The following is a 14,570-nucleotide window of genomic DNA, read 5'->3' as shown; positions in this document are numbered from 1 at the left end:
GTGCTACACTAATTAAGTTAAGGTTACTTTTTCTATTAAACTCAAGTGAGGTAAAAATCGATGAAAATTTTAGTGACTGGTGGTGCCGGATATATCGGAAGCCACACATGTGTGGAACTGCTGAACAATGGCTATGAAGTAGTGGTTATGGATAACCTGTACAATGCAAGCGAGAAGGCAGTTGAGAGAGTACAGCAGATCACGGGAAAAACTTTAAAATTTTATAATGCCGATATGCTGGACCAGCCGGCGATGGACAAGATTTTTGAGGCTGAGAAGCCGGATGCAGTCATTCATTTTGCAGGATATAAAGCAGTAGGAGAATCCGTGGCAAAACCGATCGAGTATTATCACAATAATATGACCGGAACCCTGCTTCTCTGTGATACCATGAGAAAACACGGATGCAAGAATATTATCTTCAGTTCCTCTGCAACTGTATATGGTGATCCGCTGCAGATTCCGATCAGTGAGGAATGTCCGAAGCAGAACCCGACCAATCCCTACGGACAGACCAAGACCATGCTGGAGCAGGTGCTGATGGATATCCATCGTGCAGATCCGGAGTGGAATGTTACCCTGCTTCGTTACTTTAATCCGATTGGTGCTCACAAATCCGGTCTCATCGGAGAGGACCCGAAGGGAATTCCGAACAACCTGCTTCCCTATGTGGCACAGGTAGCCATCGGAAAACTGAAATGTGTCGGTGTCTTCGGAAATGACTACGATACGCCGGACGGAACCGGTGTACGTGACTACATCCATGTAGTAGACCTGGCAAGGGGCCATGTAAAAGCACTGGAGAAGTTCAAAGAGAACAAAGGAGTTCTGATTTACAACTTGGGTACCGGACACGGATACAGCGTACTTCAGGTGATCGCAGCCTTCAGCAAAGCATGCGGAAAAGAGATTCCCTATGAGATCAAACCCCGCCGTGCAGGAGATATTGCCACCTGCTACTGCACACCGGCAAAAGCAAAAGCAGAGCTTGGCTGGGAAGCAGAGTACGGTATTGAGGAGATGTGTGCCGATTCCTGGAGATGGCAGTCACAGAACCCCAACGGATACAACGATCAGGAATAAAGAGCAGACTGCAGGATGAGGGATGGGAAAAGAATGAAGATCGTATTGGTGTGTTATTCCGGGAGCTCAGCCAGTATACTGAGAGACCGGATGCTTGCCTGGGCCAGAGACAATCTGGTGAATGCGGAAGTGGTTGTCTCTTCTCTGGCAGGACTCGATTACGACAAGGAAGATGCGGACATCATACTGGTTGGACCCCAGGTGCGTTGTGCCCTTGGCAGCGTGAGAGAGCGGGTGGCACGCCACATTCCGGTCATGGCGGTGGACACCCGTGACTATGGAATGGCAAAAGGCGACCGCGTCATGCAGGATGCCATGGAAGAAATCAAACGGTATCACGAACAGATGCCGAAGTAAAAACATACCGGCTTTTAGAAGATCAGGGAAACTGACGACTGAAAGCCGGTATTTTTTTGTGCAAAAATGCAGTTAAGGATTGGTAATAATAGATAAAAATATAAGGAAAATTTTGTTAACTATTCAATTTCTGAATGATTGAAAATGAAGACAGAGTGTGGTAGCATAAAGAAAAGAAATAGCTGGAAACGTTTCCACCCTATGAAAATTAAAGGGAGAATGCTATGAAAGACAATGAATTGCACAAGCTTAGCAGAGAGGAACTGTTGGAGCTGCTGCTTGAGGAGACAAAGGAAAATCAGAAGAATCCGGAAGAGGATGGGCCTACAGCCGATCAGATTTCTGAGGAATTGCATAGAGTCAGATACCGTTCCCGGTATCTTGCAACGCTTCGCAGCACCATAAGCACGTTGATTGTGGTGGCAGCGGTGGCAGTGCTGGTGGCGACCATCTGGATACCGGTCCTGCAGATCTATGGGTCCTCTATGACGCCGACATTGCAGGAAGGAGATGTCATCGTATCCCTGAGAGGCTCAAAATTCGAAAAGGGAGATCTGGTGGCATTTTATCTGGGAAATAAAATTCTGGTGAAGCGGTGCATTGCCGGACCAGGGCAGTGGGTGGATATCGATGAGGATGGCAATGTCTATGTGGACGGTACACAGCTGGATGAACCCTATCTGACAGAAAAAGCCTTCGGGGACTGTAATATCGATCTGCCCTATCAGGTGCCGGATAACCGGTATTTCTGTATGGGGGATCACCGTTCCACTTCTGTGGATTCCCGGCACACGGAAATTGGGTGTGTATCGGAAGAACAAATCGTTGGGAAAATCGTATTTCGTATCTGGCCATTATCTGGCTTTGGAATGCTGCAATAAAAGGGAGGGCAGAGAACATGAGACCAGATGTATTTCATGAGGCAGGCAAATATACAGAGAAACATCGGAAAAAAAGGCGGTGGTACAGAATATCCGCCTCGCTGGCAGCTGTGGTTGTATTTTGTACGGTTTATCTGTTAATGATGCCGGCTGTTACCTTGGAAAGACAGAGTGACCTTTTGGAAGAGACCCAGAGGGAGGCCTGTCAGACCGCAGAAGAATATGAGGCGGAAGAAGCAGCGGATCCGGAAGTGGGCGAGAACCCGGCCCCGGAGGATGCTCAGGAAGGCGAGGCTCCGACTCCAGAAGCGACCCCGGGAGGAGAAACTCCGGACCCGGAAGGAGAGACTCCGAATCTGGAGGCAGATCCGGAAAAAGGAGAGACCCCGCCCCCGGAAGAAACCCCGGAAAAAGGAGAGACCCCGAACCCGGAAGAAGCTCCGGAGGGAGAGACCCCGAACCCGGAGAAAGGTCAGAAAAAAGGAGAGATCCCGACCCCGGAGGAAACCCCGGAAGGAGAGATCCCGAAGCCGGAAGGAACTCAGGAAGAAGAGACCCTGCTCCCGGAGCAGCCAGAGAATCCGGAACTGTCAGAAAATGCGGAATTACCTGCAAGCCCGGAAATGCTTCAGGAAGCTACAACGGAAACAGAGGAAGAGGAATTTGTTCTGACTGCCTGTACGGAAAGCGGAATCAAGGTGACCGTTACGGGAATGAGTAGTGCGCTGCCCTGTCCGGCAGAGGAGATCACGGTAACTGCAGAAGAGAAGGACACCGAAACGGAAGAGGACCAGCTCTTCCCGGATCCGATGGAGGAAGAGCAGGAATCGGAGCTGATCGGGAAATATCTGTTGGACATCACCCTGAAGCACGGGGAGGAAGAGATCGAGCCAACGGGTCCTGTGAAGGTCACCTTCAGTGGACTCCAGGTGGAAGGCTGTGATCCGAAGATCTATCATATTGATCCGGAAGAACAGGAAGTCACCGATATGGAAGTGGATACGGAAGAAAATGGTGATATGACCATAACAACGGATCACTTTTCCCTCTATCAGATCGAGCTCCGGGCAACGGAAGCAGTGGCAGAGACGACACCGGGAACCTTAAAAGGGTATATAGGAAATAATGTATTTAAAGATGGCGGTACATTCGTTTTGGAGGGTGATGCCTTTACAGCAGAGGGTGGAAGCCAGGCTAACTTAACCATTAGCCAGGATACAATCATTGATCTGGAGGGGCATAAGCTGACGATCAGTCAACCAGGTCAGCAGTTTGAGATACAACAAGGGGCAACCCTTACCATTCTGGATTCAGCCACTAAGGATTCAGCCGCAGCCGACAAAATCGTTGCAACGGAGTCAGGTTCATCAAAATTGTACGGAAATGCTGCCACTCTGGAGGATAATGGGACACTGACCTATTATATTACCAGATCTGCTCCTAAGAATGATGGAACAGGGACAAGAGAAACGCTGGAGAAGCATGAGCTGGATTTAACAAATACAGGAATCATTGAGAACAGCGCTGATGCGGGTGGTGATCAGATATTCTGGGTAAATGGTGGAACCCTGAACCTGGAGAGTGGTGTCCTGAGAAACAAAGCGGATAACAAACGTCTGGTATGTGTAAGCGGTGGAGCGTTCCAGATGTCCGGCGGCTATATTGTGGGAGGAAAACGCAATGAGGGAGGCGGTGTTTATATCAGCAATAATGGCACCATGAAGATGAAGGCCGGTGTGATTGCAGCAAACAAATCAAATCTTGGCGGAGGAATCTATGCAGGAGGCGGCACACTGGATTTATCTGGCGGTGTAGTAACCGGTAATCAGGTAGTTAAATCATCTAGCTGTGGCAGTGGTGGAGGAATTTTTGTTACCAATGCGACATTGAACTTATCAGATGAAGCATATGTTACCAATAATATTTTACAACAATGTAATTGCCCAGAAAATGATGTGAATAATACGCATGGCGGCGGAGGCATTACCATTGGAAATGGCTCCACGATGAATATGTTTGGTGGTTATGTGACGGGAAATGATGCCTGGCTGGCCGGCGGAGGCATTTATGCGGGATTTTGCGATAATCCCATTACATTTGCCATGAGTGGCGGAACCATTGCCGGAAACCATGTAGAGAAAGGAGAAGGCGGCGGACTTCGAATTGCCGGTAGAACCAATGGCGTCATCAAGGCTGATAATAAGATTTATATTACCAACAATAAGACAGAGACCCCGGATGACTGGGGCGGCGGAGGCATTTTTGTTCAGCATAAAGGAACGCTGAATATCACCAACGCCTTGATCACAGAGAATTCTGCCGGTGGCTTTGGAGGCGGAATTGCAGTATGTCCTACCGGTGAGACACTGATCGTCCATTCAGAGGGTGGAGCAGTTTATGATAATCATGCCGAGGGAACAAACATGTCCGGAGGTGGACATAATAAAACCTATGACACTGACTTGGCAAAAGCAAGTAAAGTATTTAGGGAGAATGGTTATCAGGACTTCTTCTGTGTACGCAGCAAGGATGACGCAAACAACGAAGTATCCCTTGTGACGGGTGAAATGCTGGGAGACGGAGCAGCCAACTGGGAGGGAAGCTGTGACGAGCAGCCGGTGAAGATCAGTAAGAGCGGCTACGCAGCAGCGAAATACCTGTTTGGTCTGACTTCACATCCGGATGCTGATGCAATTGCTTCTGCCAAAAAAGCCGCAAATGTAATCATCAGCGGCAACCATTCCAATATCCATGGCGGCGGTATCATGACGAATGGTGGACTGATTCTTGGAACAATAGAAGAAAATATAGTATCAGAAACTCCGAGTCTTAATATTTCCGGAACGAAAGTCCTTCTGAAGGATGGAGCACCACAGAGAAGTGAACGGAATTTTGACTTTCAGTTAACAGATGAGAATGGAAATGTTGTTGGAAAGGCTACCGCAGATCCTTCCACGGGTGTATTTACAATTTCACCAGATAAAACGTATATGAAGGAAGGAAAAAATGTTTATTACCTCAGTGAGGTTCAGGATAATAGAGCTGGCGTGGAATATGATACGGCGAAATATAAAATTGAGGTTCAGATTACTAAGAATACGACCACTCTTCTTGGAGTAGACTTTGTCAGCTATAAGGTTAGCCCGGAAACGGTAACGGTAACGAAAGTAGAAGATCCATCCTCGTCAGTTTCGTTTGCTGGCACATTAAATGCAGATGGTTCTTACTTACTGCAAATTAAGGACCCCGCCTTTACCAATACCATGACAACACCGCTGGCGCTGAAACTTGTCAAAACGGACAAGGATAACCCAGCAAAATATTTGCCAGGCGCAACATTTAAGCTGCAAAAAGCAGATGGAACAACGCTGCCAGATGCGACGACAAATGATGATGGAGAAGCAACGTTTTCTGGCATTGAAAAGAATACCATCTATTATCTCTATGAGACAGTACCTCCGACAGGTTATATGACAGCAGGTCCCTGGATTCTGGAGATACAAGATAATACAGGAACCTTTTATCCGGCGCAAGTAAAGGCGGATGGCACATTAGAAAAAACAGCGGATGCGGGAACGGGGACTCCGTTCAACGTTATGTCTGAAGATACCATTGTACTGGAGATGAAGATCAGCGATCAGTCCTGGGGTTATAAGCTTCCGGACACCGGAGGGTTGGGAACAACCGGATATCGGACAGGCGGTCTTGCACTGGTGGTCTGTGCACTGGCCTGGAAGTATATCCTTACGAAGCGAAGAAAGGAGGACGAGATCTCTTCCTAATGCGCAGGTAGAGCTGATTCATATTTCAATAAAAATATCAAGAAGGGGAATAAAAAAATGAAATCTGTGAAAAGAATTAGCAGCTTATTGCTGGCGCTGCTCATGATTCTGACCATGTCAGTTACCACATTTGCAGCAGGAACAACAGGAACAGGAACTATTACCATTGACAACCCAGTGCAAGGAAAGACCTATACCGCTTATAAAATCTTTGATGTTGTTTATAGCGGGGATAAACAGGCATATTCTTATACGATTGATAGAGAAAGTGAGTGGTTCAGTGCCGTACAGAGCTATGCAGACGATGAAACCAAAGGTTTGACACTTACACCGGTGACTGGAACGACTACATATATTGTTGAAACAGGAAGCGCATTTAGTGTATCCGATTTTTCAAGTGCGCTGCAGAAGGTGGATACTTCCAGAAAAACTGAGGGAAAAACTCTTACCGATGACGGATCTGGAAAAGCATCTGTTTCCAATCTCGATCTTGGCTATTATTTTGTTACCAGTGGGTCCGGAGCGCTTTGCAATCTGACCACAACCGACCCTAATGTTACGATCCATGATAAGATGAATGTTCCCTTTAAAAAGACAGAAGATAAAACTTTTGCGGATGTAGGTGATAAAGTTACTTATACCATCACCGGTAAAGTACCGGAGTATGCAGGATTTAGCTCCTATACTTATCTGATTACAGATATCATGAGTGATGGTCTGACTTTTAACCAAGAAAGTGTTAAAGTAATGGTGGGCAGTGTAGATAAAACTACTGACTGTACAATCGAAAAAAATGTTGGCAGCAACCCTAATAAATTTACCGTGTCCATTCCGGTTATGACTGAAAAATATAAAGTGGGTGCGGAGATTAAAGTTACCTATACTGCAACCCTCAATGAAAAGGCAGTTGCTATAATTTCAACGAATAAGGCAACTTTGACATACAGCAACAACCCGACTGACAGTATAGAGACAACGACAACACCTTCACAGGAAAAGAAAGTTTACAGCTCCAAGATCGAGATTGCTAAATATGAGACAGGTAACGAGAGTAAAAAACTGTCAGGTGCTGAATTTGTATTATATAAGAAAGTGGATTCCAACAAGAAATATTACAAATGGAATGCTACGGATAAGAAAGTGGAATGGGTAGAAGTAACCGACGCAACGAAAAAAACAACAGACGATAAGGGTGCTGCTTCCTTCGATGGTCTGGCAAATGGTACCTACTATCTGGAAGAGACCAAAGCTCCAGAAGGATATAATCCCCTGAGTGCTCCGCTGGAGATTGTGGTAGCAGGTAGTGATACTGATTCTGGCAAACTGACTATAAAGGAAGGGGTAGCGAACAGTACAGGAGACCTTCTTCCCTCCACTGGCGGCATGGGTACCACGTTCTTCTATGTGATTGGTGGAATTTTTGTACTGGCATCTGTGGTATTGCTGATTACGAGAAAACGTATGGAGAAGGTAGAGAAATAAGTACGGCTGCCGGGGAGTTCTCCTCCCCGGCATGCAGTTGCAGGGAGAACCCTATATGCGAAAACATTTTACTAATTTTATATTGATGTTCATATTATTTGTAGGGCTGTCCCTGTTGCTGTATCCGACAGCAAGTGATTACTGGAATTCCCATCATCAGACCCGGGCAATCACAACTTATGCAGACAATGTGGCGGCACTGGATCATGCCCGGTATGAGGAGCTTCTGAAGGCTGCAAGACAGTATAATGAAAAGCTGGCTTCCCAGGAGCCCCATTACCGGCTTTCCGAAGAAGAAAAAGAGGAATACGAGAGTACTCTGGAGGTATCGGATACTGGAATTATGGGATATATCGAAATCCCTGAGATTGATGTGAAGCTTCCTATTTATCATGGAACAGATGATGCAGTCCTGCAGACGGCGGTCGGTCATCTGGAGTGGACCAGCCTTCCGGTGGGAGGCGAAAGCACCCATTGTGTCATATCCGGACATCGGGGGCTGCCAAGTGCAAAGCTATTTACCAGCCTTGATAAGTTAAGAGAGGGCGATACCTTCCTTTTAAGAGTCTTAGATGAGGTACTTACCTACGAGGTGGATCAGATTCTGATTGTGGAGCCCCAGGATACGGAAGCGCTCCAGATAGAAGAGGGAAAAGACTACTGCACCTTAATGACCTGCACGCCCTATGGAATCAATACCCACCGGCTTCTGGTCCGGGGACACCGGATCGAAAATGCAGAGGAGGCAAGGGAAATCCGTGTGACTGCGGATGCGATGCAGGTGGATCCGTTTCTGGTGGCACCTGTTGTGGGCGTTTTGCTGCTGCTCATAGTTCTCCTGGCATCCCATTGCCGTAGGAAGAGATAGGAGGAATTCGATGAAAAAATATTTGATATCCGTATTGATGGTATGTTGTCTGCTGCTTTATCCGTCAGTAGCTGTTTTGGCACATGAGATTCCGGATCCTGCAAAAAACGGACACTGCAGTATCACCGTTCAGATGGTTTACGAAGGAAAAGCAGTTTCCGGAGGCTCCCTTGCCCTGTATAAAGTCGGAGAGGTATCGGAAAAGGATGGAAACTATCGTTTTACACCGGTCGATGAGATCAAAGATGAGATTTCTTCTTTTGAGGATCCTGGTTCCGCAGAACTGGCAGAAAAGCTGGCATCTATGGAAAAGAAACTTCCAGTAGTGAAAAATGCTTCCTCTGTGGAGATTGGAACAGATGGTACAGCCCTTTTTTCGGATCTGGAATTTGGACTGTATCTGGTGGTACAGAAGACGGCAGCACCAGGCTATGAAAAGATTCTGCCCTTTCTGACCGGTGTTCCATATGCAGAGGACGGAGTTTATCAATATGATAGAACGGGGACACCGAAGACGAAGTTACAGCAGAAGGAAAGACCGGAAAAGCCCGCTTCCCGTCCTTCTTCTTCCCATTCCGGAACGACGGGGACGACGGGAACGACAGACACGGCATCCCCTGCTCCGGCAGAAGGAAAGCTTCCCCAGACCGGACAGCTGTGGTGGCCGGTACCGGTACTGGCAGCTGCAGGACTGGTTTGTATTGGAATTGGAATAAAACGCCGTAAAGAGGTTGAAAATGAAACAGAATAAAGGAAATGTCTGGATCTGTACAGGGCTGCTGCTGATAGCGGCAGCTCTTTTACTTTTCTGCAACAATCAAATCGAAAATCTGCATGCGCAGAAATCGGTCAGGAAGGTGATGGAGGAGATAAGCGCCAAAGCTCCCAAGGCAGAATCAAAGGAGGTTCCTGTTTATCCGGTCGATGAGGAGCAGGAGATGCCGGTGGAGACGATCGATGGAAAAGATTATATTGGGGTTTTGAGTATTCCGTCACTGGGATTGGAGCTGCCGGTGCTTGGCCAGTGGAATTATCCGGATCTGAAAAAGGCGCCCTGCCGGTATGCCGGTTCTCTCTATCAGGACAATCTGATTATCTGCGCCCATAATTATGATGCCCATTTTGGAAGGCTGAAAACGCTGCAGACAGGGGATGAAGTCACCTTTGTCGATATGGATGAAAATGTAGTGGTATACAAGGTTGTGGAAATGGAAATTCTGAAACCGACAAATATCGAAGAAATGGAAGCGGGGGACTGGGATCTGACCCTGTTTACCTGTACCAAGGGAGGCAGAACCAGAGTAACCGTAAGATGCGTCAGAGAATAGATAAGGGAGTGTCGTTATGACACTCCCTTTTGTGATCTTAGTTATCGTCTTCGTCTTCTTTGCTGTTGCTGTAGACGGTTCTCTTTCTTGCCATCTCATCGCTTTCCAGATACTCATCATAGGTAGTGATCTTATCGATGATGGAACCATTCGGCAGAATCTCGATGATTCTGTTTGCGGTGGTCTGTACGATCTGATGGTCACGGGAGGAAAAGAGAAGTACTCCCGGGAATTTAATGAGACCGTTGTTCAGAGCGGTGATGGACTCCATATCCAGATGGTCAGTCGGCTCGTCCAGAAGCAGGACGTTGGCGCCGGAGATCATCAGCTTGCTGAGCATGCAGCGGACTTTCTCTCCTCCGGACAGGACGCGGACTTTCTTCACGCCGTCTTCGCCGGCGAAGAGCATACGTCCCAGGAAACCACGGACATAAGTAGCATCCTTGATCTCGGAATACTGGGTCAGCCAGTCCACGATGGTATCGTCGTTATCGAATTCCTGCGTATTATCCTTCGGGAAATAGGACTGGGAAGTGGTGATACCCCATTTGTAATTTCCCTCGTCCGGCTCCATCTCTCCGGAGAGAATACGGAACAGAGTGGTCTTTGCGAACTCGTTGCTTCCTACGAAGGCAACTTTGTCGTCGTGTCCCAGAATGAAGGATACATTGTCCAGAACCTTTACACCATCAATAGTCTTGGAAATGCCTTCTACGGTCAGTACTTCATTTCCGATCTCACGGTTCGGGCGGAAATCAATGTAGGGATATTTACGGCTGGAAGGACGGATCTCATCCAGCTGGATTTTCTCCAGGGCTTTCTTTCTGGAAGTAGCCTGTTTGGATTTGGAAGCATTTGCGGAGAAACGGGAGATGAAGTCCTGTAACTCTTTGATCTTCTCTTCCTTTTTCTTGTTTGCCTCCTTCATCTGACGGATCAGCAGCTGGCTGGACTCATACCAGAAATCATAGTTTCCGGCATAGAGCTGAATCTTGCCATAGTCGATATCAGCGATGTGGGTACATACTTTATTTAAGAAATAACGGTCATGGGATACGACGATGACGGTGTTCTCAAAGTTAATCAGGAACTCCTCAAGCCATGCGATCGCATCCAGATCCAGGTGGTTGGTCGGCTCGTCCAGAAGCAGGATGTCGGGATTTCCGAACAGTGCCTGAGCAAGCAGGACTTTGACCTTCTGGGCACCGATCAGGTCTTTCATCATGGAATAGTGAAGCTCCGTCTCAATTCCCAGACCATTTAACAGGGTAGCGGCGTTGGATTCTGCTTCCCATCCATCCATGTCTGCAAATTCGCCTTCCAGCTCGCTGGCGCGGATACCGTCTTCATCGGTAAAATCTTCTTTTGCATAGATGGCGTCTTTTTCTTTCATGATCTCATAGAGACGTTCATTTCCCATGATGACAGTATCCATAACGGTATACTCATCATATTTGAAATGGTCCTGTTTTAAGAAAGACAGACGCTGTCCCGGCGTGATCACGATCTCACCGTTGGTGCTGTCCAGTTCTCCGGAGAGAATCTTCAGGAAGGTGGACTTTCCGGCACCGTTGGCACCGATCAGACCATAACAGTTTCCCTCGGTGAATTTGATATTCACATCTTCAAAGAGGGCCTTTTTTCCAATACGTAAGGTCACGTTGTTTGCACTAATCATATTCAAACCTCATAATTACAGTAATTTCATGTCTTTAAGCCACGATTTCCATTATTACATGAATGACGGGTTTTTTCAAGAAAAATAATGAAAAAACCTGGATTATAAAGAGTTTATTGCATTTTAAAGCTAAAATAAAAAACATTTAAAAGTCATCAGACAAATAAAATATACAAAAGATAATACAAATTTAAAAATTGTATTAAAAATAGACAAAAAGAAATTGTATATAGAGATGAAAATATACATAATATACAAAAAGATGTTTACATTTGTAGAATTATCTGATATTTTAAAGAAAACAATATATTGTTTATGAAAAAAGATATGACAAATGGGAGAAGGAAACATGGGAAAAAAATTTAAGGTATATATCAGTGATTATGATTATGCCGACAATGAGATCGAAAAAAGTGTATTGGAACCGATTGGGGCGGAGGTTATCGGGCTGAAAGACAACACAGGAAAGACACTTCCGGAAAAAGCCGCGGATGCAGACGCAATCATCCAGCAATATGCGAAAATTCCGCGCAGTACAATCGAGCAGCTGAAGAATTGTAAGATCATTGCACGGTATGGAATTGGTGTAGATATTGTAGATGTGGATGCAGCATATGAACATGGAATGGTTGTAACTAATGTTCCAGATTATTGCCTGGATGAGGTGGCAGATCAGGCAGCAGCATATTCTATGATGCTGATGAGAAATCTTCCATTCTATAATGCCAAGGTGCATGATGGAAGCTATCAGTGGCAGGATTGGAGAGTTCCGATTCGCAGATGCAGAAATGCAAGATATGGATTCCTGGGATTTGGAAGAATTGCACAGAACCTTGCACGGAAAATGGCAGCCTTTGGATTTGAACTGATTTCCAGTGATCCATACGTATCTGAAAGCTATATGCGAACTTTTGGGGTGAAAAAGGTAGATCAGAAAGAACTGTTTTCTACATCCACAGTGGTATGTGTTCTGACACCATATATGGAATCTACACATCACATCATTAATGAAGAAACTCTTCGCATGATGCAGCCAGACAGCTATCTGGTAGGGGTAACCAGAGGAAAATGTGTGGATAATCAGGCTCTGTATAAAGCATTAACAGAAAAGTGGATTGCAGGAGCAGCGCTGGATGATCCGGAAGAGGAACCGATGAAAATGAAAATGTGGACACCGAAAGACAATCCATTGTTTACTCTGGATAACTGCTTCTTTACACCACATACGGCTTACATCAGTCGGGAAGCATTGGATGAATGCCGTCATATCGCAGCAGAAAATGTAAAAGCCGTGTTATTGGGAGAAAAACCGTTGAATCCGGTGTATCCATCAAAAAAGAAATAAACGTTATGAGAGAAGGAGAAGAAAGTTATGAAGTGTATTGTAAATCCGAGACCGGAGATTGACGAGAATCTGGTAAAACCTTTCCGCGAGATGGAGGATGTCTATTCTATATCCTGTGTAGTTGGAGATGCAATGGAACGTGATCAGGTAATGCGGCATGATATGAAACCAAAAGCAGCAGATAAGAAAATTATCGGACCTGCAATTACTGTAAAATTGACAGCTGGTGATATTGTAGATTGTCTGAGAGTATTTGAACTGGTGAAACCGGGAGATGTCGTAGTAATTGATGCATTTGGTGAGACAGAGACTTCTATTTGGGGAGGACTGATGTCCGGTATCGCTAAAAATGCAGGTGTGGTAGGTGCAGTTATTGACGGAAGTTGTCGAGATACGGATGAAGCAAAGATGCTGGAGTTTCCTATTACTGCGAAAGTAAGCGGACCAAGAGCGGCACATACTGCATATTCAGGACGAAAAGAACCGATAGAAATCAATGTACCGGTGTGCTGTGGAGGCGTTATTGTAAATCCGGGTGATTTGATTGTAGCTGATGAGATTGGTGTTGCTGTAGTTCCGTATAATCGACTTGCAGAGATATATCCTATTGCAAGAGAACAGGCAGATAAAGAGATTGAAACTAGAAAAGAAATCCTGAAGGGTGCAGGTGTGGACGAACTGTTGGCAAAGTTTGGCCGGATTTAAAAATTGTGGGGGTACAATATGAAGGTATTTAAAAAATTTGTAGTAACAGCAGTGACAGCAGCAATGGTATTAGGAATGACAGGTTGTGGAGGAAGCTCTGATGGAGGAAGTGCGAATGCATCTACAGATGGGGTAATTACTTTGAAGATTGCACATGGAGCAAGTGAGACTTATCATATGCATCGTGCGATAGAAAAATTTAAAGAGATTGTAGAAGGAACAGGACAGTTCCAGGTGGAAATTTATCCTGCTCAGCAGTTTGGGTCAGATGGAGAAATGATTGAAGGTGTGAAGACAGGTGATCTTACCATGGCAGTTTCGCCAAGTTCTTATTTAACAGAAGAATTACCGTCCATGAGCCTGATTGAACTTCCGTATGTATATCCAAACAGAGAGACAGCCTGGGCGGTATTGAATGGAGAATGGGGGCAGAAAGAACTGGATGATCTGGAAGCATCCGGACTGCACGGATTGGGCTACATGGAAAATGGAATGCGCCAGCTTACCAACAACAAAAAAGAGATTCATCAGCCGGAAGATTTAAATGGAATGAAACTTCGTACCATGCAGGTGCAGGCGCATGTGGATTTCTGGAATAGCTTGGGGTGCTCTGCTGAGGGCTCTCCATTTTCAGAACTGTATACCAATTTAAGCACAGGTGTATTTGATGGAGAGGAAAATCCGATTGCACATATTTATTCCCAGAAGTTCTATGAGGTCCAGAAGTATATTACCATTTCTGACCATGTATTTACCGCGTACGTTCCAGTGGTTACGGTAGATTTCTGGAACAGCCTTTCCGAAGAACAGCAGACGATTATCAATGATGCGTTTAAAGAAGCTTATAATTATCAGATGGAGCTGGTAGAAAAGGAAGAACCAGAAGAGTTGGAAGAGATGGAAGCAGCAGGCTGTGTGGTAACCAAGCTTACAGATGAAGAAAAACAGAAATTTATCGAAGCGGCTCAGCCTACACTGCAGAAGTATAGAGAAATTGTAGGCGCAGATGTTTATGATGAATTTACAGCAGCAGTAGAAGCAGCTCAGAAATAGTCCTTAAA

The 14,570-nt window shown here is 45.8% G+C and carries 12 protein-coding genes; 11 read left to right on the top strand and 1 reads right to left on the bottom strand.

Going from position 1 to position 14,570, the window contains the following annotated elements:
- Positions 1 to 60: 60 nt before the first annotated feature.
- The 8 genes from galE (at position 61) to ACZMB2_RS01820 (ending at position 9,781) form a co-directional block, all read left to right on the top strand.
- Positions 61 to 1,083, top strand: coding sequence for a UDP-glucose 4-epimerase GalE (galE, locus tag ACZMB2_RS01855; protein WP_487595248.1), 1,023 nt, complete (start codon positions 61 to 63; stop codon positions 1,081 to 1,083).
- Between the two features lie 33 nt (positions 1,084 to 1,116).
- Positions 1,117 to 1,440, top strand: coding sequence for a PTS sugar transporter subunit IIB (locus ACZMB2_RS01850; RefSeq protein ID WP_487595247.1), 324 nt, complete (start codon positions 1,117 to 1,119; stop codon positions 1,438 to 1,440).
- A gap of 224 nt (positions 1,441 to 1,664) precedes the next feature.
- On the top strand, positions 1,665 to 2,321 hold the full coding sequence (lepB, locus tag ACZMB2_RS01845) for a signal peptidase I (protein WP_487595246.1): 657 nt from the start codon (positions 1,665 to 1,667) through the stop codon (positions 2,319 to 2,321).
- 17 nt (positions 2,322 to 2,338) lie between these two features.
- The gene (locus ACZMB2_RS01840; RefSeq protein WP_487595245.1) at positions 2,339 to 6,103 is read left to right on the top strand and encodes a SpaA isopeptide-forming pilin-related protein; all 3,765 of its coding nucleotides are present in this window, start codon (positions 2,339 to 2,341) and stop codon (positions 6,101 to 6,103) included.
- Positions 6,104 to 6,160: 57 nt separating this feature from the next.
- Positions 6,161 to 7,585 (top strand): SpaH/EbpB family LPXTG-anchored major pilin, encoded by a 1,425-nt coding sequence (locus tag ACZMB2_RS01835; protein WP_487595244.1) that lies wholly within the window; start codon positions 6,161 to 6,163, stop codon positions 7,583 to 7,585.
- An 85-nt stretch (positions 7,586 to 7,670) separates the two neighbouring features.
- On the top strand, positions 7,671 to 8,453 hold the full coding sequence (locus ACZMB2_RS01830; RefSeq protein WP_487595243.1) for a class C sortase: 783 nt from the start codon (positions 7,671 to 7,673) through the stop codon (positions 8,451 to 8,453).
- Between the two features lie 10 nt (positions 8,454 to 8,463).
- Positions 8,464 to 9,204 (top strand): hypothetical protein, encoded by a 741-nt coding sequence (locus ACZMB2_RS01825; RefSeq protein WP_487595242.1) that lies wholly within the window; start codon positions 8,464 to 8,466, stop codon positions 9,202 to 9,204.
- Positions 9,191 to 9,781, top strand: coding sequence for a sortase (locus ACZMB2_RS01820; protein WP_487595241.1), 591 nt, complete (start codon positions 9,191 to 9,193; stop codon positions 9,779 to 9,781). Before ACZMB2_RS01825 ends, ACZMB2_RS01820 begins: the two co-directional genes overlap by 14 nt.
- A gap of 37 nt (positions 9,782 to 9,818) precedes the next feature.
- On the opposite strand, the gene ACZMB2_RS01815 is transcribed toward ACZMB2_RS01820, so the two are convergent.
- Positions 9,819 to 11,459 (bottom strand): ABC-F family ATP-binding cassette domain-containing protein, encoded by a 1,641-nt coding sequence (locus ACZMB2_RS01815; protein WP_487595240.1) that lies wholly within the window; start codon positions 11,457 to 11,459, stop codon positions 9,819 to 9,821.
- 349 nt (positions 11,460 to 11,808) lie between these two features.
- On the opposite strand from ACZMB2_RS01815, the gene ACZMB2_RS01810 reads away from it, so the two are divergent.
- From ACZMB2_RS01810 to ACZMB2_RS01800, 3 genes are read left to right on the top strand one after another with little or no spacing between them, the layout of a single operon-like run.
- Positions 11,809 to 12,804: a C-terminal binding protein gene (locus tag ACZMB2_RS01810; protein ID WP_487595239.1), complete on the top strand. Its 996-nt coding sequence runs from the start codon at positions 11,809 to 11,811 to the stop codon at positions 12,802 to 12,804.
- A 27-nt stretch (positions 12,805 to 12,831) separates the two neighbouring features.
- Positions 12,832 to 13,509 (top strand): RraA family protein, encoded by a 678-nt coding sequence (locus ACZMB2_RS01805; protein WP_487595238.1) that lies wholly within the window; start codon positions 12,832 to 12,834, stop codon positions 13,507 to 13,509.
- Positions 13,510 to 13,527: 18 nt separating this feature from the next.
- A complete protein-coding gene (locus tag ACZMB2_RS01800; protein ID WP_487595237.1) occupies positions 13,528 to 14,562 on the top strand; it encodes a TRAP transporter substrate-binding protein in 1,035 nt (344 codons plus the stop codon).
- Positions 14,563 to 14,570: the final 8 nt, after the last annotated feature.

It is taken from the genome of Hominiventricola sp. (assembly GCF_057604405.1).
Note: the sequence above shows the minus strand (reverse complement) of the source record. Positions and strands in the feature narration are given on the sequence as shown.

What these genes read in the sequence shown, in the direction of transcription:
- galE (WP_487595248.1), top strand. Translation starts at nt 61, where the DNA reads ATGAAAATTTTAGTGACTGGTGGTGCCGGATATATCGGAAGCCACACA.
- ACZMB2_RS01850 (WP_487595247.1), top strand. Translation starts at nt 1,117, where the DNA reads ATGAAGATCGTATTGGTGTGTTATTCCGGGAGCTCAGCCAGTATACTG.
- lepB (WP_487595246.1), top strand. Translation starts at nt 1,665, where the DNA reads ATGAAAGACAATGAATTGCACAAGCTTAGCAGAGAGGAACTGTTGGAG.
- ACZMB2_RS01840 (WP_487595245.1), top strand. Translation starts at nt 2,339, where the DNA reads ATGAGACCAGATGTATTTCATGAGGCAGGCAAATATACAGAGAAACAT.
- ACZMB2_RS01835 (WP_487595244.1), top strand. Translation starts at nt 6,161, where the DNA reads ATGAAATCTGTGAAAAGAATTAGCAGCTTATTGCTGGCGCTGCTCATG.
- ACZMB2_RS01830 (WP_487595243.1), top strand. Translation starts at nt 7,671, where the DNA reads ATGTTCATATTATTTGTAGGGCTGTCCCTGTTGCTGTATCCGACAGCA.
- ACZMB2_RS01825 (WP_487595242.1), top strand. Translation starts at nt 8,464, where the DNA reads ATGAAAAAATATTTGATATCCGTATTGATGGTATGTTGTCTGCTGCTT.
- ACZMB2_RS01820 (WP_487595241.1), top strand. Translation starts at nt 9,191, where the DNA reads ATGAAACAGAATAAAGGAAATGTCTGGATCTGTACAGGGCTGCTGCTG.
- ACZMB2_RS01815 (WP_487595240.1), bottom strand. Translation starts at nt 11,459, where the DNA reads ATGATTAGTGCAAACAACGTGACCTTACGTATTGGAAAAAAGGCCCTC.
- ACZMB2_RS01810 (WP_487595239.1), top strand. Translation starts at nt 11,809, where the DNA reads ATGGGAAAAAAATTTAAGGTATATATCAGTGATTATGATTATGCCGAC.
- ACZMB2_RS01805 (WP_487595238.1), top strand. Translation starts at nt 12,832, where the DNA reads ATGAAGTGTATTGTAAATCCGAGACCGGAGATTGACGAGAATCTGGTA.
- ACZMB2_RS01800 (WP_487595237.1), top strand. Translation starts at nt 13,528, where the DNA reads ATGAAGGTATTTAAAAAATTTGTAGTAACAGCAGTGACAGCAGCAATG.